General features: G+C 38.7%; 25 protein-coding genes. 12 read left to right on the plus strand and 13 right to left on the minus strand.

The window, feature by feature from the left end; translation table 11 throughout:
- Positions 1–17 precede the first annotated feature (17 nt).
- Entirely contained in the window at positions 18–356 is a 339-nt protein-coding gene (locus RFH42_RS05875; protein ID WP_308974664.1) for a DMT family protein, read from the plus strand.
- A gap of 68 nt (positions 357–424) precedes the next feature.
- Here the strand turns inward: RFH42_RS05875 and dapB are convergent, their stop codons facing one another.
- The 3 genes from dapB to RFH42_RS05890 form a co-directional block, all read right to left on the minus strand.
- A complete protein-coding gene (dapB, locus tag RFH42_RS05880) occupies positions 425–1237 on the minus strand; it encodes a 4-hydroxy-tetrahydrodipicolinate reductase (RefSeq protein WP_308974665.1) in 813 nt (270 codons plus the stop codon).
- 158 nt (positions 1238–1395) lie between these two features.
- Complete coding sequence (gene dnaJ / locus RFH42_RS05885) at positions 1396–2517, minus strand: molecular chaperone DnaJ (RefSeq protein ID WP_308974666.1); 1122 nt, start codon at positions 2515–2517, stop codon at positions 1396–1398.
- Between the two features lie 94 nt (positions 2518–2611).
- Positions 2612–2989, minus strand: coding sequence for a hypothetical protein (locus RFH42_RS05890; protein WP_308974667.1), 378 nt, complete (start codon positions 2987–2989; stop codon positions 2612–2614).
- Between the two features lie 844 nt (positions 2990–3833).
- Between RFH42_RS05890 and ppc the strand changes: the two genes are divergently transcribed.
- Positions 3834–6524 (plus strand): phosphoenolpyruvate carboxylase, encoded by a 2691-nt coding sequence (gene ppc, locus RFH42_RS05895; protein WP_308974668.1) that lies wholly within the window; start codon positions 3834–3836, stop codon positions 6522–6524.
- An 11-nt stretch (positions 6525–6535) separates the two neighbouring features.
- Here ppc and RFH42_RS05900 read toward each other — a convergent pair whose 3' ends face one another.
- Together RFH42_RS05900 and RFH42_RS05905 are read right to left on the minus strand one after the other, a co-directional pair.
- Positions 6536–7804 (minus strand): replication-associated recombination protein A, encoded by a 1269-nt coding sequence (locus RFH42_RS05900; RefSeq protein ID WP_308974669.1) that lies wholly within the window; start codon positions 7802–7804, stop codon positions 6536–6538.
- 104 nt (positions 7805–7908) lie between these two features.
- Positions 7909–8361, minus strand: a complete 453-nt coding sequence (locus RFH42_RS05905; protein WP_308974670.1) for a YcgN family cysteine cluster protein — start codon at positions 8359–8361, stop codon at positions 7909–7911.
- Between the two features lie 237 nt (positions 8362–8598).
- Here RFH42_RS05905 and RFH42_RS05910 point away from each other — a divergent pair, with 237 nt between their 5' ends.
- Entirely contained in the window at positions 8599–8757 is a 159-nt protein-coding gene (locus RFH42_RS05910) for a DUF1328 domain-containing protein (protein WP_308974671.1), read from the plus strand.
- Positions 8758–8827: 70 nt separating this feature from the next.
- On the opposite strand, the gene RFH42_RS05915 is transcribed toward RFH42_RS05910, so the two are convergent.
- On the minus strand, positions 8828–9259 hold the full coding sequence (locus RFH42_RS05915; protein ID WP_308974672.1) for a DUF2147 domain-containing protein: 432 nt from the start codon (positions 9257–9259) through the stop codon (positions 8828–8830).
- 166 nt (positions 9260–9425) lie between these two features.
- Between RFH42_RS05915 and RFH42_RS05920 the strand changes: the two genes are divergently transcribed.
- Positions 9426–10343, plus strand: a complete 918-nt coding sequence (locus RFH42_RS05920) for an alpha/beta hydrolase (RefSeq protein ID WP_308974673.1) — start codon at positions 9426–9428, stop codon at positions 10341–10343.
- A 77-nt stretch (positions 10344–10420) separates the two neighbouring features.
- Here RFH42_RS05920 and RFH42_RS05925 read toward each other — a convergent pair whose 3' ends face one another.
- The 3 genes from RFH42_RS05925 to RFH42_RS05935 form a co-directional block, all read right to left on the minus strand.
- A complete protein-coding gene (locus RFH42_RS05925; RefSeq protein ID WP_308974674.1) occupies positions 10421–11191 on the minus strand; it encodes a transporter in 771 nt (256 codons plus the stop codon).
- Positions 11192–11206: 15 nt separating this feature from the next.
- Complete coding sequence (locus tag RFH42_RS05930; RefSeq protein WP_308974675.1) at positions 11207–11749, minus strand: ankyrin repeat domain-containing protein; 543 nt, start codon at positions 11747–11749, stop codon at positions 11207–11209.
- Positions 11750–11939: 190 nt separating this feature from the next.
- Positions 11940–12287, minus strand: a complete 348-nt coding sequence (locus tag RFH42_RS05935) for an HPF/RaiA family ribosome-associated protein (protein WP_308974676.1) — start codon at positions 12285–12287, stop codon at positions 11940–11942.
- Positions 12288–12699: 412 nt separating this feature from the next.
- On the opposite strand from RFH42_RS05935, the gene RFH42_RS05940 reads away from it, so the two are divergent.
- The 3 genes from RFH42_RS05940 (at position 12700) to RFH42_RS05950 (ending at position 14844) form a co-directional block, all read left to right on the plus strand.
- Positions 12700–13425, plus strand: a complete 726-nt coding sequence (locus RFH42_RS05940) for an outer membrane protein OmpK (protein ID WP_308974677.1) — start codon at positions 12700–12702, stop codon at positions 13423–13425.
- Between the two features lie 74 nt (positions 13426–13499).
- Positions 13500–14012, plus strand: coding sequence for a GNAT family N-acetyltransferase (locus RFH42_RS05945; RefSeq protein ID WP_308974678.1), 513 nt, complete (start codon positions 13500–13502; stop codon positions 14010–14012).
- A 232-nt stretch (positions 14013–14244) separates the two neighbouring features.
- The gene (locus RFH42_RS05950; protein WP_308974679.1) at positions 14245–14844 is read left to right on the plus strand and encodes an OmpW/AlkL family protein; all 600 of its coding nucleotides are present in this window, start codon (positions 14245–14247) and stop codon (positions 14842–14844) included.
- Between the two features lie 98 nt (positions 14845–14942).
- Here the strand turns inward: RFH42_RS05950 and parE are convergent, their stop codons facing one another.
- Complete coding sequence (parE, locus tag RFH42_RS05955) at positions 14943–16820, minus strand: DNA topoisomerase IV subunit B (protein WP_308974680.1); 1878 nt, start codon at positions 16818–16820, stop codon at positions 14943–14945.
- 13 nt (positions 16821–16833) lie between these two features.
- Positions 16834–17418: a YqiA/YcfP family alpha/beta fold hydrolase gene (locus RFH42_RS05960; RefSeq protein ID WP_308974681.1), complete on the minus strand. Its 585-nt coding sequence runs from the start codon at positions 17416–17418 to the stop codon at positions 16834–16836.
- 232 nt (positions 17419–17650) lie between these two features.
- Here RFH42_RS05960 and RFH42_RS05965 point away from each other — a divergent pair, with 232 nt between their 5' ends.
- Positions 17651–18982, plus strand: coding sequence for a PGAP1-like alpha/beta domain-containing protein (locus tag RFH42_RS05965; RefSeq protein WP_308974682.1), 1332 nt, complete (start codon positions 17651–17653; stop codon positions 18980–18982).
- A 63-nt stretch (positions 18983–19045) separates the two neighbouring features.
- Here RFH42_RS05965 and RFH42_RS05970 read toward each other — a convergent pair whose 3' ends face one another.
- Positions 19046–19564, minus strand: coding sequence for a disulfide bond formation protein B (locus RFH42_RS05970; protein ID WP_308974683.1), 519 nt, complete (start codon positions 19562–19564; stop codon positions 19046–19048).
- A 19-nt stretch (positions 19565–19583) separates the two neighbouring features.
- The gene (gene gshA / locus RFH42_RS05975) at positions 19584–21161 is read right to left on the minus strand and encodes a glutamate--cysteine ligase (protein WP_308974684.1); all 1578 of its coding nucleotides are present in this window, start codon (positions 21159–21161) and stop codon (positions 19584–19586) included.
- Positions 21162–21362: 201 nt separating this feature from the next.
- On the opposite strand from gshA, the gene RFH42_RS05980 reads away from it, so the two are divergent.
- The 4 genes from RFH42_RS05980 to RFH42_RS05995 all read left to right on the plus strand — a co-directional run bounded on the left by RFH42_RS05980 (position 21363) and on the right by RFH42_RS05995 (position 25554).
- Complete coding sequence (locus RFH42_RS05980; protein ID WP_308974685.1) at positions 21363–21905, plus strand: DUF924 family protein; 543 nt, start codon at positions 21363–21365, stop codon at positions 21903–21905.
- Positions 21906–21962: 57 nt separating this feature from the next.
- The gene (locus RFH42_RS05985; RefSeq protein ID WP_308974686.1) at positions 21963–22532 is read left to right on the plus strand and encodes a CC0125/CC1285 family lipoprotein; all 570 of its coding nucleotides are present in this window, start codon (positions 21963–21965) and stop codon (positions 22530–22532) included.
- 56 nt (positions 22533–22588) lie between these two features.
- On the plus strand, positions 22589–23887 hold the full coding sequence (locus RFH42_RS05990) for a DUF445 domain-containing protein (protein WP_308974687.1): 1299 nt from the start codon (positions 22589–22591) through the stop codon (positions 23885–23887).
- Positions 23888–24186: 299 nt separating this feature from the next.
- Complete coding sequence (locus RFH42_RS05995; RefSeq protein ID WP_308974688.1) at positions 24187–25554, plus strand: MATE family efflux transporter; 1368 nt, start codon at positions 24187–24189, stop codon at positions 25552–25554.
- Positions 25555–25588 lie beyond the last annotated feature (34 nt).

Here is a 25588-nt window from a genome sequence, read left to right on the forward strand (position 1 = left end):
ACTTTAAGGAAAACCCAATGTCATATGCCTTCATTCTATTGATTATTGCTAACTGCTTTATGACCTTGGCTTGGTATGGACATCTTAAATATTTGCATGCTGCACCACTGTGGCAGGCTGTTTTGATGGGTTGGGGAATCGCATTTTTTGAATACTTATTTATGATCCCTGCAACACGCATATTAACTCAGCACGGTTGGGCAATGGGGCAGTTGAAGATCACACAAGAGGTCTTTACCTTACTAATCTTTGTTCCTTTCATGATTTATATGTTTAAACAGCCTTTTAAGCTTGATTATTTATGGGCGGGATTTTGTCTTATGGGCTGTGTATATTTTGTTTTTAGAAGTCAGTGAAGTTTTTGTGGCAATGTTTATTTGGTCTTAGAGAATGGTTCTAGACCACTCTCTAAGTAGACTGAAATTTAGTCATTTAAGCCTAAAACATCTTTCATGTCATATCTGGCTGCAGATTTATTTGCGACCCATGCAGCAGCACGTACTGCACCCGCAGCAAAGTTCATACGACTAGAAGCCTTATGTGTAACTTCAACACGCTCACCTTCACCAATAAACATTACGGTATGCTCACCTACAATGTCGCCACCACGAATGGTTTCAAAGCCAATGGTTTCACGGTCACGTGGGCCGGTATGACCTTCACGGCCATAAACTGCAACTTTTTTCAGGTCACGTCCGAGTGTGTCTGCAATAGCTTCACCCATCATTAGGGCTGTACCAGAGGGTGCATCAACTTTATGACGGTGATGTGCTTCAATAATTTCAATGTCGACAGTATCTGCAAAAACTTTGGCAGCCAATTCAAGTAGTTTAATGGAAACGTTTACACCTACTGAGTAGTTTGCAGCATAAACAACAGGAATTTTTTGAGCGGCTTGATCAAGTTGTTGTTTTTGTACATCAGACATTCCTGTAGTACCAATGACAATCGCAACCCCTGCATCATGGCAAAGCTGTAAGTGCTGTTCGGTTGCTACAGGTGCTGTGAAGTCAATCACCACATCACAGAGATTGAGGACTGATTTTAGGTCACCAACGACTTTGACACCAATATGACCAATACCAGCTAATTCACCTGCATCTGATCCAACTAACGAGCTTTCAGGACGCTCTACTGCAGCTGCTAGGCTATATCCTGCTTGTTGTACGGCTTGAATAAGCGTACGTCCCATACGACCGCCTGCACCCAAAATGGCAATACGTGGAGTCCCCGACATAATAGTTCCTTCATCTCAATTTCGATCTGAGCTTACTATAACAAAACTTGGTGAATTGGCGAGTATTGTTGCCGCAATTTCATTTGCTTATATCACAAAATACAAGGCCATCCCTTTGGGGATGGCCTTGTATTTTGTATGTGATATTACTTGAGTGTTTAATCAAACAAGCGATCAAAGAATGATTTCTTCTTTGGAGATGATTTCTGCTCATCACCATCTAAAGTTTCTTGCAACTCTTTGAGTAACTCACGTTGACGTGAAGTTAAGTTCACAGGTGTTTCAACTACAATACGACAGAGTAAGTCACCTTGCATACTTGAGCGTACAGGTTTTACACCTTTACCACGTAAGCGGAACATTTTGCTGGTTTGTGTACCTTCTGGAATTTTCAGGCTAACACGACCATCAAGGGTTGGAATTTCAATTTCTTTACCTAAAGCTGCATCTGCAAAACTTACAGGTACATCCATATAGAGGTCTGCACCATCACGTTGGAATATCTCGTGTTCACGTACTACAACCTCAACATAGAGATCCCCTGCTTGACCGTCACGGATGGCTTCCCCTTTACCAGTCAAACGAACGCGATCACCATTGTCTACACCTGCAGGGATGGTAACCTCAAGTGTTTGTTGACGATCAGAAACACCTGAACCATGACATTTGTTACATGGATTTTTAATGATTTTACCTTGTCCACGACAGGTACTACATGTTTGTTGTACAGAGAAGAAGCCTTGTTGCATACGCACTTGGCCTGCACCATGACAAGTTTTACATGTTTCAACATCGTTTGGATTTTTTGAACCTTTACCATCACAGCTATCGCATGGTGCTGGAGCCGTGAAGCTAATTGTTTTCTTCACGCCTTTGACCGCCTCTTCGAGGCTGAGTTCCATAACATAACGTAAGTCAGAACCGCGTTGTTGACGTTGTTGGCCACGGCCACCACCGCCACCAAAAGCACCACCGAAAATATCGCCAAATTGGCTAAAGATATCTTCCGCACTAAAACCACCGCCGTGACCACCAAAGCCACCAGCACCACCATTTTCAAAAGCACTATGCCCCATACGGTCATACATACTGCGTTTTTCAGCGTCAGACAAAACTTCATATGCTGAAGCGGCTTCTTTAAATTTTTCTTCAGCTTCGGCGTTGTCTGGATTGCGGTCTGGGTGATACTTCATTGCCAACTTACGGTAGGCTTTTTTGATTTCATCATCACTAGCGGTTTTTGATACGCCCAAAACCTCATAATAATCACGTTTAGCCATAATTGGCGGTGCTCCACAGAATTTGATTTTAATTTACTGCGAACTTAGGTGGGGGTCGAACTATCGTTTTACAAGCGAGGTGAACTAAAAAAAGTCAAAATACCGCTTTCTTGTTTATATAGCGGTTAAAACCTTTAAACCATGCATTTAATAAATATAGCCAAGCAATAGAACTAAAAATGACACCCAGTACCGTACAGGCTTTTACCCAAAGGAAACTATCCCAAGGAAAAAATGCCAATGGAATAAACCAAAGTGCGGCAAATATTGCAAACACTGAATACAATACAGCATTGCGCATCACCCAAAAAGCATGTGCTTGAATCCAGACTTCTGCATGGTCAACTTTAGCAACTTGACGTGCAAAAAAATAGGATATTACAACACTTACAATGGTGAACAATGCAAGAAAAAGGAAAACATAAGCCAAGGTCATATAACGACGATGTTGTTCTAAACTATCTTGCCCCATGGGTATTTTTTTACCTCTATACATTGCAGGTGGTTACAAAGCCGCAATGATATTTCAAATGTTATTATCAGTTGAATAGCCAGCGCTATATTATTGAAAATTTCAATATTTAGCACGACTTTTTCATAAAAAAAACATATGTGTCAGTCTTGTGTTTCATAACTTTTACAAAAGAATTCACATAACAATGGTTAAAAGAGAGTAAAACAACATTTAAGTTAAGTTAGACTCACGACTATTGTGCATTATTTTAGTGGTAATCGCTGCAAGTTTGTTTAAATTTTGTCATGATAAGTACAAGATTTTCTGATAAATAGCAGGCTAGCGATTCGTCATATGCCAATGAGAGCAGAAAACACAGAATAATTTGCATTATTTAATTAAGTAAGGTGTATGTTTTGCGGCATGCAAAGTCATTTTCATTAATCATTTAGTTATGTCCATTGTTTTATCTAAATCTTGTGAGGTTGATGTACCTCAGCACGATTAAAAGTCATGTATTGAATGAGCAAATGAAAAATCTTAGGGTTGAGGGTTTTTCTGGTATTTTTTATAAATTTGGCTTGTAGTTGAAGGGCATTACTATTTCTAACTGTACTTACTAGGAGTGGAGTTAGGATTTGATTGAGATGTGCTTAGAATATCATAAAAAATTTAACTTATTTAAAAACCCGTCAAATATTCCTCTTGAAATGTTCACTTAAAAAGCTAGAGTGTTAAATGTTCTAAAAATCATCAAATAAGTGAAAAAAACGGGGATTAAATGTAAACAGTCACACTTTTGTGTGGCATAACTAGGAATGTCATGTTTTAGCGCTAGACAACAAAAGAAAGGAGATAAGATATGGTTCAACAAATTGATGCACCGTTACGTGATGATGTACGGTTATTGGGCAATCTTTTAGGTGAAACATTAAAAGAACATGCTGGACAAGATTTGTTTAACCAAATTGAACAAATTCGCGCGTTAGCCAAAGGTGCTCGTGATGGAAATATTGAAGCAGAAAAGCAGTTAGAACAGCTCTTCCTCAGTTTAGAAGATCATGAGATCCTACCTTTGACCCGAGCGTTTTCTCACTTTCTAAATTTTGCCAATATTGCAGAGCAATATCATGTGGTACGTACTCGTCGTCAAGCAGAGTCTGATGAGTCAATGTTGTCACCAAATGCACTTGAACCACTTTTTGAAAAATTTAAACAGAAAGAAATCTCAAGTGATGAGCTATATCAACAAATTTGTCAGCTTAATATTGAATTGGTATTAACTGCACATCCAACAGAAGTTAGCCGTCGTACTCTTATTCAAAAATATGATGGCATTAATGACTGTTTATCAACTTTTGATCAGCAAAAACTTACACCTAAACAAAGAAAAAGAGTGCTGGATGAACTTAAGCAGTTGATCAGTTCTGCATGGCAGACAGATGAAATTCGTCAACATCGTCCAACACCCATTGATGAGGCGAAATGGGGTTTTACAACCATTGAACAAAGCCTATGGCATGCTGTTCCACAGTTTATTCGTGGTTTAGATGAATTGACTCAACAGTATTGTGAACAAACTTTACCGCTTGAAATCGCTCCTATTCGTTTTGCTTCTTGGATGGGAGGAGATCGTGATGGTAACCCTAATGTGACGCATCAAGTGACACAAGAGGTATTATGGTTGTCACGTTGGAAAGCTGCTGATTTATACTTACGAGATATTGAAGATCTACGTTGGGAACTCTCTGTACAAAGCTGTTCGGATGAGCTTAAGACAGCGCTAGGCTATGATCATCCCGAACCTTATCGAGAGTATCTACGCGCAACACGTCAACGCTTACGTTTGACTTGTGACTGGTTGGCACATCAACTCCAAGGTAAATTTTCTGACCTCGATCCAAGTCAAGTGATCCACCATAAAAATGAGCTATTGGAACCGCTATTGTTATGCTATCGCTCATTGATGGATTGTAATCTTGCTGAAATTGCCAATGGTCGTTTGCTTGATTTTATTTATCGTGTGAATTGTTTTGGTATCGAATTATTACGTTTAGATATTCGTCAAGAATCTGGCCGTCATCGCCAAGCAATTTCTGCAATTACTGAGTACCTTGGCTTAGGTAATTTTGAGACTTGGACTGAGTCGGCGAAACAGAATTTCTTAGTACAAGAACTACAAAGCAAACGTCCCTTATTGCCTAAGCACCTGAAAGAATCAGCGCAAAGCTTAATTGAACATCCTGATGTACAAGAAGTATTTGCCACAATGCAGACTTTAGCTAAACAGCCTCAATCTGCATTAGGCGCATATATTATTTCGATGGCTGAATATCCAAGTGATGTATTGTCAGTTTTACTGTTGCAAAAAGAGGCAGGAATCCAACACCCACTGCGAGTAGTTCCTTTATTTGAAACACTTAAAGACTTAGATAGTGCTGCTGATACTATGCAAACTTTGCTCAATATGCATTGGTATAAGCAACATATTCGAGGTAAGCATGAGGTCATGATTGGTTATTCTGACTCTGCTAAAGATGCGGGCTTTATGTCAGCTAACTGGGCGCAATATCGTGCTCAAGAACAGTTAACCACAATTGCTCAACAACATGGAATTCAATTGACATTATTCCATGGCCGTGGTGGTTCAATTAGCCGTGGTGGTGCACCGACACAACAAGCTTTATTCTCTCAACCGCCAGGTTCAATTTCAGGCTCGATTCGTGTCACTGAACAAGGTGAAATGATTCGATTTAAGTTTGGTCTACAGCAAATCGCTCAGCAAAACCTTGAAATCTACGCAGCTGCAACATTGGAAGCAACATTGTTGCCTCCTCCTGAGCCTAAACAGGCTTGGCGTGATTTGATGGATCGTATGACTGAGTATTCTGTACAGGTTTATCGTAGTACTGTTCGTGAGAATCCACATTTTGTGCAGTATTTGCGTACAGTAACTCCAGAGCTTGAACTCCAAATGCTTCCTCTCGGTTCTCGACCTGCCAAACGTAAAGTGAGTGGTGGAATTGAATCGTTACGTGCAATCCCATGGGTGTTTGCTTGGACACAGATACGCTTAATGTTACCTGCATGGCTTGGCACAGGTGCAGCTTTGAATCAGGTGATGCAGCAAGGCGAAAAGTCTGCTTTAGATGAGATGTTAGCAGAGTGGCCGTATTTCCAAACCCTGATTGATATGTTGGAGATGGTCTTATCTAAGTCAGATCGTCATATTGCACTGTACTATGAGGCACATCTGACTGATGATGAAGATTTGAAAGCCTTAGGTGTGGAGTTACGTCAGCGCTTACAAGATGCTGTGAATACCTTACTTGCAGTTAAAGGCGAATCTAAGTTACTCAGCAGTAATGATGTATTAGATCAGGCGATGAAAGTTCGTAAACCTTATTTGCTACCACTGCATTTACTGCAAGCAGAACTGATGAAGCGACGTCGTGAGTATCTCGCGATTCAACAAGCTGAAAATACGCCTGTTGATCATGCTTTAATGGTGAGTATCGCAGGTATTGCGGCTGGATTACGCAATACCGGCTAATTTTTACTGTGTTAATTTTCAGGAGCGCCTTGCCAACGTCTTTGTTGCAGGCGCTCTCCTTCTACCTCGCGTTTATTTCGTGCAGAGTGATATAACTTGGTTCCACTTAGCTCAGGTGGTAAATAAGCTTGCTGAACGAAGTGCTCTGGAAAGTCGTGTGGATAGAGATAATCAACGCCATAACCTTGCTGTTTCATAAGCTTAGTTGGTGCATTGCGCAAATGTAACGGTACAGGAAGATTGGCGGTTTTTTCTGCGAGTGCTAAGGCTTGATTAATTGCCAAATAGGTACTATTACTTTTTGCACTGGTTGCTAAGTAAACTGCAGTTTGACCTAAAATAATGCGTGCTTCAGGCATACCAACCGCTTGTACTGAACGAAAACATTCCCCTGCCAAAAGTAAAGCATTCGGATTTGAGTTACCTATATCTTCTGATGCAGCAATAAGCATTCGTCTAGCAATAAAAACAGGATCTTCCCCACCTTTAAGCATACGTGCCATCCAATACAATGTTGCATCTGGATCACTACCACGAATTGATTTAATAAAGGCTGAAACTAAGTCATAGTGCTGTTCACCAGATTTGTCATAACGAGCAATATTTTGCTGGGCAACTTTGACAACCACAGCATTATTAATGACATTCTCGCTATCTTCTGCAAAGGTACTCGCAATGAGATCAAGTAAATTGAGAGCCTTACGCGCATCCCCCGCAGAGAACTGGATTAATGCTTCATATTCATCAATTTGAATATGACGCTGCATTAAAAAGTGATCTTGGGTTAAGGCACGTTGTAATAAATCTTGAATCGCTTGTTGATCAAGTGCATTTAAGGTGTAGACCTGGCAACGTGATAATAATGCACTATTGACTTCAAAGGACGGATTTTCTGTAGTCGCTCCAACTAAAGTGATTTTACCTTTTTCAACTGCACTCAATAATGCATCTTGTTGAGATTTATTAAAGCGATGAATCTCGTCAATAAATACAACAGGAACAATGAGATCACCACTCTCAGCAATAATTTCTCTAAGCTCTTTAACTCCTGTATTTAGAGCAGATAAGCTTAAAAAAGGGCGATCTACTGCTTGTGCGAGTAATAGGGCAATGGTCGTTTTACCTACACCAGGAGGCCCCCAAAAAATGATCGAAGGCAAATGCCCTTGATCAATCATTTGACGTAGTGGAGCATGCTCACCTAAAAGATGCTCTTGTCCAATGATTTCACTTAAGTCACGAGGACGGATGCGTTCTGGTAAAGGAGTGGTTTCAGACATAGGCATTATTCATTATGACATTTACTTGGTTTTAGGACTTATAGTAGCGTATTTCAATATTAGACGAGCAACTATTATTTCTTGATCACATGTTTGAGATTGAACTAACGTACCCAGCGTACGATATATTCATCAATTTGTTCTTCGTTAATATGTTGTTCTGAGATACATCGGCCTGCAACAGATTTTTTAGCCCGAATAACACTTTGTTTGGAACCAGTGTTGAGATAGTGCCATGAAGGTAAATTTTTACCCTCATTTAGACGTCTATAGGCACAGCTACTAGGTAACCACGTAATACCTTGTAGGCGTTCAGGAGTGAGCTGAATGCAATCAGGTACATGCTTGGCTCGATCTAGGTAATTGCTGCATTGTGCCGTAGTACAATCAAGTAATTTACATGACACTTTGGTATAGGCAATTTCTAAAGTATCAGGGTCTTCTAGTTTGATCAAACAACATAAACCACACCCATCGCATAAAGCTTCCCATTCAGCAGGGTTCATCTGGTCTAGTGTATAGTTTTTCCAAAATTGTGGACGTAAGGTATGGCTCATATGCTTTGAATCAAGTGAAAACAACAATGCGCTGTAGTATAACAGTCAAGCCTACATATAGTGTTAGCTTCGGTCATTTCAATTGTGAATATTCGGCTTTGGTTTAGCTGGTTAAATTTTTTCGAATAATATGCCTCCCCTTTTTTTGCTTTACATATTTTTTACATAAAACCATAGAGCAATATTCTGCTTATTTTATATACTAATTTGCATAATAAAGAATCATGGAGTACGAATATGTTGAAGTGGTCAATTATATTTGCAGTACTGGCATTAATTGCGAGTCTGCTTGGTTTTTCTGGTGTTGCTCAAATGTCAAAGGATTTTGCCGTCATATTACTGATCGTGGCTGTTATCTTGGCTATTATTGGTTTTGTAGCTGGGCGGCGAGGTTAGACTTAATATTGTACTGTAAGAATCAAAAAGCAGCTTTAAATAAAGCTGCTTTTATATATAAATAAAAAAATTAGTTTGCACGAATCCAAGTTTGGTTACGGCCTAAAGCAGAGATACCAATATAACCACGAAGGTTAAGTTTATTACCTGCTAGTTCGCCTTTTAGTTTATATGATTTACCATTTTTAGGGTCCATAATTGTGCCGTTGTCATAGCTATTGCCACCAACATTTTTTAGGTTTTGTACAATGGTAACGCCTTTAAGTGATTTGTTTTTGTATGGTCCTTCACATTGAGTACATGCATTTGCTTCACTTGCAACTAGAATAGTTTGGATAGTCGCAGTGAGCGTACCATTTTTTTGCTCAGTAAATTTTACCAAAGCTTTAGGTTGTTTGGTTTCATCATCGATAGTTTTCCAAAGTGTACCGTTTAAAGGGTCTGCTGCATGGCTTAATATAGCTGCGGAGAATAAACCTAATGCAAGTACAATTTTTTTCATTTTTTGATTTCCCTAGTCATTTATCGAAAAATATAGTATCAAAAACTCAGACTAAATTAGCAATTATTCAGAGTGACTAATTAGTTTAAAATACATCCAAATAAAACAGCTTTAGATGTCTCTTTTTTTTTACACTCTACAAAGTGTATCTTGGACCGAATGAAATATGAAGATAAATTCAGCACTCAAACAATATTTAACAGAAATGACTTTAAAAGGGTGTATTCGCTGGCCAAGTCAAAAAAATTTATCACCACAATTATTGCGATTTTCGCTTGAACAGATGAGTAAAATTTTTCCAATTGCCGAGCATATAGATATTCGTCAGTTAAAAATTGCCAATGTTCATGTTGAGGAGATTCGCCCACAAGCCCATAACACACAATTGATATTTCACATTCATGGTGGTGCATTTTTTTTGGGTTCTACCAATACACATCGTGCCTTTATGTCTAATATTGCAGTACGTACACAAATGCAAATTTTACATTTAGATTATCCTTTGGCTCCAGAGCATCCCTTTCCTGCTGCGTTAGATAGTATTTATTCAGTTTATTGTCAGTTACTTGAGCAAGGTATACAGGCTAAAGATATTATTGTTTCTGGTGATTCTTGTGGTGCAAATTTGGCATTGGCATTATTACTTAAACTAAAACGGATTGATTCCAAATATCTACCTAGTGGTTTAATGCTGTTGTCGCCGTTTTTAGATTTAAGTTTGAGTAGTGAATCGCTACGTTATAATCAGCAACATGATGCATTATTATCATTGCAAGCATTAGAAACAGGTGTGGGCTATTATGTACCACAACATGCTGATCCTGCTGCACCAGAATACTCTCCATTATATGCTGAAGATTTAGCGGGTTTACCTCCTGTTTTAGTACAAGTAGGCTCTAAAGAAATATTGTTAGATGATGCACAGCGTTTTCGTGATAAAGCACGTGAAGCAGGTGTGGACGTTGATTTTAAGTTATATACGGGAATGTGGCATAACTTCCAAATGTTTTCCACTTGGTTTGAAGAAGCCCGAATTGCTTTGGCAGATTTAGCCTATTTTGCTCATCAACTTGATCGAGATTAATGTTATTTCAGTCTTGTTTTGGTTTATTACACCTGATCTTATTTTTTAAATAGTAAAAGATCAGGTGTTATCAAATATTAAAATAAATACGCAAAACCCAGACCAGCAGAATAGTTATTACGATCAGTACTGCCTAAGTCAACACCAACACTTGCATCAACTTGCGCGCGGTCAGTAATGTTATAAATGAGACCAGAAGCAAGGCGATAATCGTATTTAACACTTTCTTTTTTACGATAAACAAATTCAGAATATCCACTGAGTTTGTTGGTGAGTTTATAGCCAATTGTTGGAACAGCCGTTACAGACCAATCACCATGTTGCACCGCATAAAGCATGCTAATACTTGTAGTGATATTATCATCGTATTGATAATTTAATGATGAACCAACAGTGTATTGATCATCATGCTCAGTAAACTCATCGTTGCCTGTTGCGAATTGGACTTCAGCTAAAAGCGCCATAGAAAGTTTATCATCTTGTAGGTCAATCGCTTTTTTGATTCCTACACTCATGTCGCCAGAACCTGAGTCCTCTTGATGTTGCCCTCTATACGATGATTTGCGCCAATGCGGGCCTTGCCAACCTAAACGTAATTCTGTACTTTCATTTAGACCAGTACGTAGCAACATATCACTATTTAAGGTGACCGTACGTTGTTTTGCACCATCAATTTTGTTCTCAGTATAGTTTGCAGTGGGTAGGCTTTGTTCCCATGCGAGTTTACCCACAGGTGTAATGCCTGTACCAAAACCAGTGCCAGGACGGTCAAACGAAAACTCAGCAGCAAAACTTTGTCCGCTACATAATAATCCCAAGATTAGTAGATTTTTTTGCAATATATTCATATTAATTACTCTAAATTAACTCAGTTCTTTGCTGGTCTTGGCACCATGGCTACGTAGCAATTCTAGTGTCTGTTTTTCTTCTTCTAGTGCTTGATTCCAATCAATTTGGTCAAAATCACAATCGAAGAAAAGTTCACTAATAGAACTTAAAATGGTATTTCCTTCTTCATCTTTACTGTTTGGATCTACTTGTAAGTCAAGTAAACGCTGCACTGCTGGTACACATGCTGCACTCGCTGCATCCCAAAGCGGGCCATAACTTTCCTCTGCATCCCAAAGATGAAAATTAGCCTTTGCTGCAATCAATTCTTCCAGAATATCGAGATGAACCTGTAGACGTTTTTGTTTCTCTTTTTCATTAAGTGCTTGCCCTGCTTCATAAGCTTCACAAACATCTTCCCACCATTTAAATAAACCGTCAGACCATACAGAAACAGCAGGTCCTTTTTCAAAATCAATAAAATTGGGGTCTAAGCCCTCAGCAAGCAGGTGTTTGACCTGTTGCAGCTCTAAATCTTCAATTGCTTGTAAAAAGACTTGTTGTTGTGCTGTTAACATTGCAGCCACCCTCTCCAATTTGAACGGTTATTATGCCGAATTATTTAAAGTTTTTGCATTTTATATTGAGGACTCATGATTATTCTTATCAGATGAGTATTTAAGCAAGGTGATACCATATTATTGTTATAACAAAGAACGCAGCCGTTAAGCTGCGTTCTTTCTTAATTTCGTGATTCAATGAAAACAATTAAATTTCATCGGCAACTTCAAGTTGTCCACCACGAGGATTTTCATTTTTTTCAAATGCATGTTTTAAGCCACGTTTTACACGATCAATTGCGCCATGTAATGCGGTATCAATATTATGTGCTTTATGGGTAACAACTACTGGTTTGAGCCCCGCAGCTTTTGCTTCAATCATACAACGAATATCATCTTCGCCACCTTTGTCTCCATTTTCATCACTCATATGTACTGAAAACTGGGTGATACGTTCACTATGACGTTGAAACTCTTGATTCAACTCTTCACGTATATACGTAATTAATCGTTCGCTGTTTTGGATATTTTTATCTGTACGGATCTCAATGTTCATAAACGTTCATCCTCACATTCTTATATAGTCAAAGAGGGCAAAAAACACCGGCACATAACATGTATATGACGACCATTAGCTCATACAAAACAAAAAGATAATCAATAGTTTGTATGCACGGTAAGAGATAAAATCAACATACTTAACTTGATCTCTGTGTACTATTTCAATATCGGCTGAACAGCAAAAATATGCAAGTAAATTTTTAAAAGAAAATCAAATTATGCACATTTTTGTGCAAGTAATGTGCAATTTTTATGCAAAATTAGCCTCACTTAGATATTGAGCGATGAAATTTTTTGATTTAAACGAGGTCATTTGATTTTTATCTGTAATGTCATTTGTCATTATTGTCTTTTTTTTTGCTAAAGATTCTGTATTCTTAGCGCCAACTTCTGGGGGACTATTTAAAATGAAAATGACACAATTTTCGGCGCTATGTTTATTGGCAACGTTAGCAACAACTACACAGGCTGCACCAGTATGGCAAGATTTCAGTATCACTGGCTTATATGGTGAAAATTATGCTGTTGTAGATAAACAACAAACCACGATTACATTTGAATATGCTGCTAAAGTGAAATATGCAGATGTATTCTTTTTTGCGGATCATTTACGTGGTGGTGACCACCATAGTTCTACCTACTTTGAATTGTCCCCACGTTTAAGTTTAGGAGAAGTTTCTGGGAAGAAGTTGAGTGTGGGTCCAATTAAAGACGTACTCGTAGCTACAACTTGGGAAAGTAATAGTGATGGTGAAAACAGTTTTGATAACTTTCTCTATGGTGTTGGTTTTGACATAGATGTACCGTATTTTAATTACTTTACACTAAACTTTTACCATGCCGATAATGATAAACAAGCAAATGATTACCAGCTTACTTGGACATATGCATTGCCATTGAAAGCTGCAAATGAAGATTTCTTAATTGATGGTTTCCTTGACTGGTCAACTGCGGAAAAAGATCATGCCAGTGAATTGAATTGGACAACACAATATAAGTGGAATGTAGGCAAACATATTTCTCCTGATACTCGTTTATATTTAGGTGTAGAGTATTCGATTTGGAATAATAAATTTGGTATTAAAGGCCAAGATGAAAATAATGTCAGTGCTTTGGTTAAATATCATTTCTAAGGTGAAAAGAATCATTTAATCTGAATGCCAAGTAAGTCTAATCTTACTTGGCATTTTTTTATGGAGCTGACCCAATGCAATTTAAGTTAAGACCAGCTATAGCCGATGATTTAGAACAAATCATGGCAATCTTTAATCAAGAGATTTTGCATGGTACGGCAAATTGGCGTGATGAGCCACGTAGCTTGGAGCAAATGCAACAATGGTTTGCTCGGCTCCAACAGCAACAGTTTCCATTGATTGTTGCGCAGTTAGTGGGAAGTGATCAGATTGCAGGTTATGCTGATTATGATACGTTTAGAGAAATCAGTGGTTATAAGCATACAGTTGAGCATTCTGTGTTTGTTGACCCATCTTATGCACGCCAAGGTCTAGGTAAAAAACTTATGCAGGCGTTAATTGATACCGCTAAAGCACAACGGTTACACATTATGGTTGCTGCAATCGATGCTGAAAACCATGCCTCTATTCGTTTACATGAGGCATTAGGCTTTGTGCAAACAGGTCTTATGCCACAAGTTGGACAAAAGTTTGGTCAGTGGCGTGATTTGGCATTATTACAGCTAAATTTAGATCAAAAGATCTAAGCTCTTTAATTAAAAAAGCAGGCTATTTATCCAGAGGAAAATTTCATCAAAACATGAGTTTCACTCTTATAACTTAATGATTTGATGAACTTTTTTACTTTAAATTAGAATGCCTTTTAGTTTAACATATTGATAAATAATTGTTTTTAAATATGGCATGTTTTTTGAATGAATCCAACAACGGATAAGGACATATTCGTTGTAATAACAGATTGTATTCATGGAGAAAAACATGCAAAAAATTGCGCTGATGGTTGTTGGTTTGTGCTGTTCAAACTTGGCGTTCGCCGGTTTGGATATGGATCGAGTTAAGGTCCGTTTGGGTGTAACAAAGATTGAACCTAAAGACAATCCTGGCGATCTTTATGACGGCACTCGAACGCACATTTCGAATAGCTATGCAGGCACCGTTTCAAATTTATATTTTCTGACACCACATGTAGCATTAGATTTACTGGTTGGAACAGCGCCTAAACATGATATCTATGGTAATGGGGAAAAAATAGGAACAACACGTTATTTACCCCCTACATTAAGCGTACAGTATAACTTTAACCCTGAAGGTCGATTTAATCCTTACGTTGGTTTGGGTGTGAACTATACTTATTATTTGAATGAAAAGCTGTTAAGTGGTGACAAGCTCGATATTACTAACTCTTTTGGTTTTGCTGCCACCTTGGGAATGGAATATAACGTCAATAAAAATTGGAGTGTCGGTGCAGAGATGCGTTATATCGATGTTAACTCTGATTTACGTGTGAATGGTACTACCGTGGGTAATGGTGATGTAAATCCAACCCTTTATACACTCAATGTGGGATATCATTTCTAATCTTAGAAAATTTTTTACCTAATTAAAAAGCGACTTGATATTCAAGTCGCTTTTTTGTTTAACCGTTTTTAGGTTAAGTATTTCAATATGTCTTGATATTAAGCCAGATCAGCTAAATTACCTTTTTGCTCTAACCATTGTTTACGGTCACCCGAACGTTTTTTGGCCAAAAGTTTGTCTAATAACCCTGCGGTAAAGTGGCTATCATCAAGATCAAGTTGTACCAAACGACGTGTATTGGGGTCCATGGTTGTTTCACGCAGTTGTCCTGCGTTCATTTCTCCTAAACCTTTAAATCGGGTAATCTGTGGAGTTTTACTTTTGGTCTTTTTCAAGATAGCCTCAAGCTCATCTTCATCTAGAGCATAATAAACATCTTTGGCATCATCTATACGAAACAATGGTGGCATAGCGACAAACAAATGCCCTTCTTCAACCAAATTTGGAAAGTGTTTCACAAAGAGCGCACAAAGTAAGGTTGCAATGTGTAAGCCATCGGAGTCCGCATCAGCCAAAATACAGATTTTACCGTAACGTAGTTCTGATAAGTCATCACTGCCTGGGTCAACACCAATGGCAATAGCGATATCATGGACTTCTTGTGAAGCTAGTACCTCATCTGAAGATACTTCCCAAGTATTAAGGATTTTGCCTCGAATAGGCATGATGGCTTGGAAGTTTTTGTCGCGTGCTTGTTTGGCAGAACCACCAGCAGAGTCCCCTTCAACAATGAATAACTCTGATTCTTCGCGTGTCAGCCCTGAACAGTCAGCCAATTTACCTGGCAGTGCAGGTCCTGAAACAATTTTCTTCCGCTCAACTTTTTTCGCTGCTTTTAAACGACGCCCTGCTTTATTGATTGCCATCTCAGCGAGTTGCATAGCAACTTCTGAGTTTTGATTCAGCCATAAGGCAAAGGCATCTTTGGCAATATTAAGTACTATATTGGCAGCCTCTCGGCTTGATAAGCGCTCTTTGGTTTGCCCAGAAAATTGAGGCTCTTGGAACTTGAGGGATAAAATATAATTTACCCCGTCCCAAACATCTTCAGCTGATAGCTTGAGATTACGTGGGAGCAGATTACGTAGTTCACAAAACTCTCTCATTGCCTCAGTAACACCTGAACGCAAACCATTTACATGCGTTCCACCTTGGGCAGTAGGAATTAGATTGACATAGCTTTCTTGGATTTGCTCACCACCTTCTACGTTCCAACAAATTGCAAATTCAGCACTAGCACGTTCTACACTTCCAGTCGTAACAAATGCTGGATGTGGCAAAATTTCACGTTCTTGCAATTCATCCATTAAGTAGTCAACAAGACCATTTTCAAATTGCCATTCAATTTTTTCATTATTGATTTGATCGACATAGCAAATTTGCAACCCAGCAGCCAATACAGCTTTGGCTTTTAGATTGTGTTTTAAGGCCTTAAGTGCAAATTTAGGAGAGTCAAAGTATTTTTCTTCTGGCCAGAATTGTACCAAAGTTCCTGTTGCGCGTTTTGGTGCTTTACCTTCTAAAACTTCAAGTGGGCCTAGAGGTTCACCATGGGCAAAGGACATTTTATACAGGTTGCCTAATCGTTGGACCTGTACATCAACACGGGTAGATAAGGCGTTCACTACAGAAATACCAACACCATGTAGACCACCTGAGAATTGATAATTATCTGTACTAAACTTACCACCTGCATGTAGTTTAGTCAGGATGATTTCTATACCACTTTGGCCATATTCTGGGTGAATATCTACAGGCATACCACGACCATTATCTTCTACAGATAAAGATCCATCTTGGTAAATGGTGACAGTAATTTTATTTGCATGCCCAGCTAATGCTTCATCTACAGCATTATCAATCACTTCTTGAGCCAAGTGATTTGGGCGGGTTGTATCTGTATACATGCCTGGACGACGACGTACAGGATCTAGACCAGATAAAACTTCAAGTGATTGGGCCGTATATTGAGACACGTTATGAGGATTCCTATTTTTTTATTGAGTAAGTTAAAAACTCAAGCAACATGGGTAATTTTTCTGCAAAATCAGTCATTGCATGTTCACCCTGAACATCAATGCTCAACAAGGACGAACAAGGAGCTTGAGTATAATACGCTTGTGCTACACGATAATCCAAAATTTCATCGCCACGCTGTAGCAAAACCAAAATTTTCGCTGCATTTTCCGCCTTGCTGATGGCCATTTGTTCCAGTTCATCCAGTTGTTGTTGATCAATACTCCACTGTGCATTGACGGTGTAAGGTAATTGATTGGCATAAAGCTTTGCAAATAATAACCATGGTTGCACAGCTGGATTGATGAGCACAGCCGGTATGTTATATTTCGCGACAAGTAGTGTCGCATAAAACCCTCCTAAACTGCTTCCCACTAAAGCAACTTGGTCTAGACCTTCTATGAGTTGACCAAGTTTCTCCATAACTTGTTGTGGAGGGCAATTGAGATCAGGAAGATGCACATGATATTTTTTTATTCTTTTACAATGATCATCTAGTTGTTGCCCTTTTATTGATAAAGCACTACTTTTAAAACCATGCAGGTAGATAATATTCATAGTGATGTTTCTGCTATCCAATTAACAACGTATGTTTATTGTGATTATTATCACAAAGTATTTTAATGTGTATTTCAAGAAATGTTGTGAGACAAAAATGATTTTAGTCTAGCGTCAGAATCAGTATGTTGGATGTTTAGGATGAGCATTATTTTACTGATTACACAGAAGTTTATACATGGATTTTTGTGGAGTCAAAACTGAATTATATTGAAAAGGATTCGAATGAAAAATGCCAAGCTTAACCCCACTTCATGAGACCTATTGTAAATGGGATCGCTCCCCACCAAGCCAAGCCGATGTTTTAGAGGGTTTGGCACAGCTGGTGAGCACCCGTTTGAGTCAAGTTGTACAAGATCTAATCCAAAGTATGCAGCGAGAAGTGCTACTGAGCATATTTGGTGTAAGTAAACAAAAAGTTATTAAAATTCAAAAAATTGCATTTATAGATAGAGCCTATCAATTGGGTTATGGTGTGCTACAACAATATGGGGTGCAATTACTTGCGCCTGGGTTGCGGCGCATGATCGAACTTTTTCCTGATCTACACGAAAGACCACTGACACCCAAATTGCATTTTTTAGTTGGTGTGTTAAATGGGATCTTAGGTGATTATTTGCTTGAACAGCATAATCCACTGGGCTTAGCGACAGTATTGTATGACCATTATGGTGAAATACAACAAGGCGATTTAGCTGGACGTGTAGTGATATTTGTACATGGTCTTTGTATGAATCACTGTGATTGGAGCACACAACAATTTGCTGGAATTGGGGAAAAGTTGCTGGCTCAACGTGATAACAACACCATGTTGTATTTAAACTACAATACTGGCCGACGTATTTCTGCTAATGGCCATAGTTTAACGAATGTACTGCAAGATTTAGTGAAGCGAAATCCGCGGATTACCAGCATTGATTTGATTGGGCATAGCATGGGAGGACTTGTACTACGCAGTGCCTTATTTTACGGTAAACAAAATATTCATACTTGGGTTTATATGGTGGAAAACTTGGTGTGTTTAGGTTCTCCACACCAAGGCGCAGTATTAGAACGTTTTGGTTTTAAACTGCAAGAGCGGTTTAGGCACTTCCCGATTACGAAGTTAATTAGTCAATTGGTGAATATTCGTAGTAATGGCATTTTGGATTTACGTTATGGCAGTGTGCGTGATGATGATTGGGAACATAATGACTTACGCATAGGTCAGCCTGATGATCACCGCAAACCTGCTCCATTACCTGCACATATTCATACTTTCTTCGTTGCAGGCACGATTGAGTCTGAAAATAAAGACCATCGTCCCCTTAAAATTATTGGGGATTATTTGGTGAGTGTTAAAAGTGCTCTTGGTGAGCATCCAAATCCACGTTTTCAGCTCAATGTACCACAATCACATAAAGCCGTTTTTTATGGGTTGAATCATTTCGAGATTCAATATCATGCTAGCGTAGCTGAGCAGATTGCAAAGTGGTTTTATCCACATCATGATGAAATTGCGCAAGAAAAAATACATAAGTATTTAATTAAACTAGAAAGTATGCAGGGAATTGTTGAAACTTAATTCGAATGATTTAAGTTGAATTGCAGCAGTTGTATTTCATAAAACTGCTGCAAAAGTACTGATTTATTTTTTCTTTTTCATGTTGTTAGGATAAAAACGGAAGAGTTGCCAAATACTAATGATGCTTAAAAAGACAAAGAATACGCCAGACCATACAGGTAAGGAGAAACCTAAGAAGCTCCAATCAACAACAGCACATTCCCCTGAACCAGACAAGACTTGCTTGAGTACTGTAACCATGGGAAATGCTTCGAGTAAGTAGTTTAGACCTGGGCCACAAGTCGGAACTTGGTCTGCTGGGAGATTCTGCATCCAGACATGGCGCATAGCCACACCTGCAGACCATAAAATACTGAGGGTGCCAAGACCTGCATATAAGCGTTTTACAAAAACATGTTGAGGATTGTGTAAAAAGGCAATGAGGGAGAAGAACCCTAAGCCAATTAACCCCACACGTTGAAACACGCAAAGCGGACAAGGTTCAAAACCTTTCACATGCTCTAAATACAACGCAAATGCCATACCAATGACACTTGCAAGAAATAAAAAACCGCTGACAATGCGATATTGGCGCCACTGCATATTATATGCCTCTTAAATTTTATCTAAATTTTTCAAGATATGTTTCAAACTGAATATCGTGATCTTGTTCGAGTTGCTGTTGTTGTTGCAAAGAAGTCTGAGCAAGTTGCTCAAAATAATCGATTATTTCAGAATTTAAAGTATGTTGTTGGTAACTGTGTTGGTGTAGATGAGCTTGATGGCTACCAAAAGCCCATGTACCGCCGTATTTTACAGTATCTTGAATAACTTGAGAGGATGGTGTGCGATCGACATCATCAACACGAGTTTGCATTAGCTGTAACGCCGAGCTATAGAGCTGTTGTTGTGACATCTGATCGAGTAGCACAGCAACAGGCTGCATAGCGTGTAAGTGCTGTGTTGCCCAGTCTGCTAGGGCATATTGTTGTTCACCCTCATGAATACTTGCATTTGGTGCGCGACCGCGATTGACCACTTCTGTATGATTGCGGTCAATTTGAGCTTGTTCTGTTTCCCATAACTCTGGACTATCTTTTAATAAACAGTAGAGGGCTAACACTTCTAAAAATGCTGCGGTGTGTTCATCAATTCCAATAGCGCTATATGGGTTGACATCAACTGCACGAAGTTCGACATAGGCGATACCACGGTTGGCTAAAGCTTGTGATGGAGTTTCATTTCCTTGAGGAACTTGTTTTGGTCGAACTAGGCTGTAGTATTCATTTTCAATTTGTAAGACATGATCATTAATTTGTAGTGCCTCACCTTTTTCATCATTTAGACCAAGACGACTAAACTCTGGATAAGGGCTATTCACCGCTTTTTGTAGCTCTTCAACATAGGCTTCAAGACTATTGTAGTGAATACCCAATTGTTTTTGAGCTGAGTTTTGATAACCAAAGCGACCCATACGTAGTGCAGTGGCATAGGGTGCAAATAAAGTACCACGGACTAAAGGAAGTAAATGATGTTCACGACCTGTCATAAAGCATTTGCAGACCGATGGACTTGATCCAATCAAATAAGCAACTAAAGGAGTAAAACGAATAAAGTTACGGATCAGACCTAAATAACGGTGGCTGCGGTAGTCTTGAGGGCTCATTGCCTTAAAGACTTCATCTGTTTCGTGCAATTGCAGTTCAGCAAACAGCTGGTCAGGAAAAGAGACGTTGTAATGTACACCAGAAATGGTTTGCATACGGCGTCCATAACGTAGACCTAAGCCACGTCGATACAGTGTTTTAAAGCGTCCAATATTGGATGAGCCATATTCAGCTAAACGAATTTTTTCTTCTTGATCGTCTAACATACATGGCATAGACAATGGCCATAGTTTCTCACCTTCAGCCAAATGTTGGTTCACCACTGTATGAATATTACGTAGATAGCCCAATGCTTCTGTAATACTCGTCAGTGGTGGGGTAATAAACTCCATGAGCGCTTCTGAATAGTCCGTTGTGATATGAGGATGGGTCAATGCAGATCCTAAAGCAATTGGATGATCGCTTTGTGACAAATAGCCATTGCTTTGCATCCTTAAGCTTTCACGTTCAATTCCGCGCAACATTCCCATTAAGTGTGAGGCTTCAATCCAGGTTGGGAAATTAAAGTTTGGAATAGAATCGGGTTGACTCATATCGATGGCTCTCTGTTCATTCTAGATGAAATAAAAATTGTACGGTTGACAGTATACTTGGAATCTTCAGCCGAAGCTGCATAGCAAAAAACAAGCGATGGGAATTTAGTGGATAGTTTTACAATTTTTTATCATAAGGTGGAGCTCAAGACATCAAAAAAATTATATGCTTAGTTAAAATGCCCCAAAGTAGGTAAGCACATGACAACAGCACAAGATATTTTAGACTTTTGGTTTGATGTTGAAAATAAAGCATTTTGGTTTACAAAGAGTGAAGATTTTGACCAAAAATTACGATATAAGTTTCAAGATATTTTTGATCAAGCTTGTAAAGCAGAATTGTGGTCGTGGCGTAGTTGTGCAGAGGGATGTTTAGCCGAGATTATCATTTTGGATCAGTTCTCACGAAATTTATATCGTGATGATCCGCGTGCTTTCGCACAGGACAGTGTGGCATTAGTGTTAAGCCAAGAGGCTATAAAGCAAGGTTTAGATCAACAACTTGCACCCGAACAGCGCTCGTTTTTATATATGCCATTTATGCATAGTGAGTCTGCACTTATTCATGAGCAAGCACTTAAATTATTTGAAAAACTTGGAAATCCAGTGAATTTGGATTTTGAGATTCGACATAAAGTAATTATTGACCGCTTTGGCCGATATCCACATCGGAATCAAGTGTTATCACGAATATCAAGTGCTGAAGAGTTGGAGTTTTTACGACAACCCAATAGTCATTTTTAATTGAATAAGTGATGATTCTTATCAATAGGTTAAGGATCAGATACGAGGATTCTAGAAATGAAAAAAATTTATATTGGTTTATTACTCGTCGCGATGGGATCACTAAGTGCTTGTAGTACTTTACCCTCTAAGCCATTACGGTTTGATCAATTAGGGCATTTTGAAGCTTATCAACTCAGCACGCAGATTTATCGCGTTAGTTTTAAGACAGATCGTAGTTTAAGTTATGGCACAGCAGAAGAAATTGCCCTGTTAAAGTCCGCTCAAACAACGGTGAAAAATGGTTTCGCTTTCTTTAAAGTCCTAGACGATCCTAGTAATCGTAATCAGAAAGCACCTCGTCAGGCCGTTGTGTATCCAGCACCAACTTATAACCCTTATCCTTACGGATATTATCGTGGCCGTCATGCACCATTTTATGACCCATTTTTCTACAATCAACCACAAATTGTACAAATAGACCCAACAGAGGTGTCTTATAGTATTGAGTGTTTTAAAAACAAAGCATCGGCGCCAAATGACGCTTTTGAGGCTCGGTTGATTTTACAATCTCTAGGGCCAAAATATGGTGTTGGTCCAACAGGTGATGTATTGCCTGTAGAAGCGCCTCAGACAAAAGCCAAATGATTTGATGAAGCGATGTGTGGAAAGTAACTTGTTGTATTCGTGTTTGAGGAATTTTAATGTCATCTAATCCAAGTTCTGGTTTACAAAAGAGCCGTTTTTTTGCCAATGTTGCTTTGATCATGGCAGCGCTGACTTGGGTATTTCTGTTAGTGATGGCTAAAGTATTCCCTGAACAGAGTTGGTGGATTCATATTTTGGTCTTATCTGCTGAAGCGGGTATGGTTGGTGGTTTGGCTGATTGGTATGCTGTTACTGTGTTATTCCGCAATCCTTTTGGCCATATTCCAATCCCTAAGTTTTTAAAAGATCATACTGAAATTATTCCACGTAATAAGGCACGCATTGCCGAATCAATGGGGCGCTTTGTACAAGAAAATTTTTTATCTCCACAAATTGTAGAAAAAAGTTTAGCCAGTACCGATTTGAGTATGGCTTTAGGGAAATGGCTGACTAACCCCAAAAACAATACTCAAGTAACTGAAATGGTTCAGCAAATATTACCTAAGGTTTTTGAGTTTGTTGGGCAACAACAGATTGCAAATTTTATTCAAAATAATAGTGTGCAATGGCTACGTCATACTCAAATTAATCAATTAAGTAGCCAGATGTTGCGTGCTGTACTTGAAAATGATTTCCATCAAGATGTTTTACAACGTGGTTTAGATGTTTTGCATCAATGGATTGTTCAACATCCAGAAAAAGCGCAGCAATTGACGCGAAAATTGTTAAAAGAGCTTGGGGTTTGGAAGTTTGCAAAAGGAATGAGTTGGTTTGGCATAGATGTACAACAACGTACAGTGGACAGTTTTTTGGAGAAAGTTGAGTCGATGTTGGCTGATCCAGAGCATCATTATCGTCAACAGATTGAAGAGTTTGCACAGCAACTCATGTTACAGCTTGCAGATTCAAATAGTGCCGCAAGTATTCAGCTCAATCAAACTAAAAATGCCTTACTCGATAGTGATGCTGTACTCAACTTTATTCGTGGGGCAATTGTGATTATATGTGATGTTATAAAGGCCGATTTACAAAAGCCAGACTCAGGTATCGCAGAAAATTTACGTGCTGCCATTCAGCAAATTGGTGAAAATTTGGTAGAAAATCAAGCTGTACGAGATTTACTTAACCTACGTATGACAGGTTTAGCAATTCAATTGAGTGACCAATACAGTGAAAAGGTGATTTTGTTTATTAGTGAGCGTATTCATGAGTGGGATTCTACTGAAATGATTAACAAGATTGAAAATGAAGTTGGTGGCGATTTACACATGATTCGTGTCAATGGTGTGGTTGTTGGGGCATTTATTGGTTTGAGTTTAGGGATTATTCGTGCATTATTTGATTGGTTCATTTAGTTCATTTTTTCAAATTCAAAATGGCTTTTCCATGCTAGAGCATAAACTCAATGCTATACATCTACGCTAGAACATCATAAAATTACAATGATTCTTACACCAGTCACATACTGGTAAATATTGATTATTATATGTTGCTCTAATGGCTTGTTCAGTGAAACCAGCCGGCTATAGAGCTTTCTTTTGCTTTTAAATATCAGTTTAGTGGAGCACATCTTTTAGAGATGTTGCTCTCAATATCTGTCGCTGCTCGTTGATTATATGACCCTAGCGCAAATCTATTGGACCTGAAAATAAATATGCCACCTCGTCACAGCCTGATTGATCAACCTCAATTTGGAAAAACTTTTTTATTGTTTTTATTGCCCTTAATTGCAACCAATATTTTGCAAAATTTATCTGGCACTATTAACGTCATTTTTGTTGGAAAAATGATGGGGGTTAAAGCTGTTGCTGCAATTTCAGTTTTTTTCCCAATTATCTTTTTTCTTTTGGCATTTGTGATTGGGTTATCTGCTGGTACGATGGTTTTGATTGGTCAAGCATGGGGCGCTCAAGATCTACATAAAGTTCGCTCTATTATTGGTTCTACTTTGTTTTTGACTTTAGTCGGTGGCACTGTAATCGCGGTATTAGGAGGAGCATTTGCGCAGCCTCTATTGCTGTTATTGGGGGTGGACCCTTCAATTATGCATTTGACTTTGCCTTATGTGCAGTGGATGTTGTTTAGTAGCCCAATCTTATTTGTATATATTATTCTGACATCAATTTTAAGGGGTGTTGGCGATAGTGTTACTCCATTAATTGCTTTGAGTTTAACCAGTGTATTGGGTTTGATCATTACCCCTGCTCTGATTGATGGTTATGGCTTTTTACCACGCCTTGGCATTATTTCTCCAGCAATTGCGAGTATTGTTGGTTATTTGGCTGTGCTGGTTTTTTTATATTATTTCTTACGTAAGAAAAAACATCCATTACAGTTTGATCGTGAGCTAATTAAACAAATTCGCTATCACCCTGAGAATACCGCTATGGTTTTAAAGTTAGGTATTCCAACGGGTATTCAAATGGTCACCAATGCAATGGCAGGTCTGGTGGTGATTGGTTTGGTCAATCAGCATGGTGCTCATGCAACGGCAGCTTATGGTGCGGTTAACCAAGTGCTCAATTATATTCAGTTTCCAGCAATTTCCATTTCAATAGCAGCTTCAATTTTTGCAGCTCAAGCCATTGGTGCTGGTAAAGCTCAGTTATTAAGTAAAGTGACCAAGACCGCTTTGAAGATGAATATATTCTTTACTGGGGTTTTAGTGATCTTAGCGTATTTATTTTCAAAATATCTGATGGCGCTATTTATTACTGATCCCAATGTCATGGAATTAGGGCAAAATCTATTATTTATTGTCTTATGGTCGTACTTGTTTTTTGGTGCTGCTGCAATTTTTGCTGCCATTATGCGTAGCAGTGGAACGGTTACTGTGCCTATGCTTATTAATATTGCTGCGATTGTTTTGATTGAGTTGCCATGTGCATATGGTTTTAGCAATAGATGGGGGTTAACAGGGATTTGGTATGCTTACGCACTGGCATTTTTCATGCTCTGTATGATGCAAGCTACATACTACCAGTTTGTGTGGAAGAAAAAGACCATTAAAGTTTTGATCTAAAGTATTTCCCCCTTTAACCACAACGTTAAAGGGG

It is taken from the genome of Acinetobacter rudis (genome assembly GCF_031157835.1).
Taxonomy (GTDB): Bacteria; Pseudomonadota; Gammaproteobacteria; order Pseudomonadales; family Moraxellaceae; genus Acinetobacter; species Acinetobacter rudis_A.

Coding starts and splice junctions, on each gene's coding strand:
- RFH42_RS05875 (WP_308974664.1), top strand. CDS start 18: ATGTCATATGCCTTCATTCTATTGATTATTGCTAACTGCTTTATGACC.
- dapB (WP_308974665.1), bottom strand. CDS start 1,237: ATGTCGGGGACTCCACGTATTGCCATTTTGGGTGCAGGCGGTCGTATG.
- dnaJ (WP_308974666.1), bottom strand. CDS start 2,517: ATGGCTAAACGTGATTATTATGAGGTTTTGGGCGTATCAAAAACCGCT.
- RFH42_RS05890 (WP_308974667.1), bottom strand. CDS start 2,989: ATGGGGCAAGATAGTTTAGAACAACATCGTCGTTATATGACCTTGGCT.
- ppc (WP_308974668.1), top strand. CDS start 3,834: ATGGTTCAACAAATTGATGCACCGTTACGTGATGATGTACGGTTATTG.
- RFH42_RS05900 (WP_308974669.1), bottom strand. CDS start 7,804: ATGTCTGAAACCACTCCTTTACCAGAACGCATCCGTCCTCGTGACTTA.
- RFH42_RS05905 (WP_308974670.1), bottom strand. CDS start 8,361: ATGAGCCATACCTTACGTCCACAATTTTGGAAAAACTATACACTAGAC.
- RFH42_RS05910 (WP_308974671.1), top strand. CDS start 8,599: ATGTTGAAGTGGTCAATTATATTTGCAGTACTGGCATTAATTGCGAGT.
- RFH42_RS05915 (WP_308974672.1), bottom strand. CDS start 9,259: ATGAAAAAAATTGTACTTGCATTAGGTTTATTCTCCGCAGCTATATTA.
- RFH42_RS05920 (WP_308974673.1), top strand. CDS start 9,426: ATGAAGATAAATTCAGCACTCAAACAATATTTAACAGAAATGACTTTA.
- RFH42_RS05925 (WP_308974674.1), bottom strand. CDS start 11,191: ATGAATATATTGCAAAAAAATCTACTAATCTTGGGATTATTATGTAGC.
- RFH42_RS05930 (WP_308974675.1), bottom strand. CDS start 11,749: ATGTTAACAGCACAACAACAAGTCTTTTTACAAGCAATTGAAGATTTA.
- RFH42_RS05935 (WP_308974676.1), bottom strand. CDS start 12,287: ATGAACATTGAGATCCGTACAGATAAAAATATCCAAAACAGCGAACGA.
- RFH42_RS05940 (WP_308974677.1), top strand. CDS start 12,700: ATGAAAATGACACAATTTTCGGCGCTATGTTTATTGGCAACGTTAGCA.
- RFH42_RS05945 (WP_308974678.1), top strand. CDS start 13,500: ATGCAATTTAAGTTAAGACCAGCTATAGCCGATGATTTAGAACAAATC.
- RFH42_RS05950 (WP_308974679.1), top strand. CDS start 14,245: ATGCAAAAAATTGCGCTGATGGTTGTTGGTTTGTGCTGTTCAAACTTG.
- RFH42_RS05960 (WP_308974681.1), bottom strand. CDS start 17,418: ATGAATATTATCTACCTGCATGGTTTTAAAAGTAGTGCTTTATCAATA.
- RFH42_RS05965 (WP_308974682.1), top strand. CDS start 17,651: ATGCCAAGCTTAACCCCACTTCATGAGACCTATTGTAAATGGGATCGC.
- RFH42_RS05970 (WP_308974683.1), bottom strand. CDS start 19,564: ATGCAGTGGCGCCAATATCGCATTGTCAGCGGTTTTTTATTTCTTGCA.
- gshA (WP_308974684.1), bottom strand. CDS start 21,161: ATGAGTCAACCCGATTCTATTCCAAACTTTAATTTCCCAACCTGGATT.
- RFH42_RS05980 (WP_308974685.1), top strand. CDS start 21,363: ATGACAACAGCACAAGATATTTTAGACTTTTGGTTTGATGTTGAAAAT.
- RFH42_RS05985 (WP_308974686.1), top strand. CDS start 21,963: ATGAAAAAAATTTATATTGGTTTATTACTCGTCGCGATGGGATCACTA.
- RFH42_RS05990 (WP_308974687.1), top strand. CDS start 22,589: ATGTCATCTAATCCAAGTTCTGGTTTACAAAAGAGCCGTTTTTTTGCC.
- RFH42_RS05995 (WP_308974688.1), top strand. CDS start 24,187: ATGCCACCTCGTCACAGCCTGATTGATCAACCTCAATTTGGAAAAACT.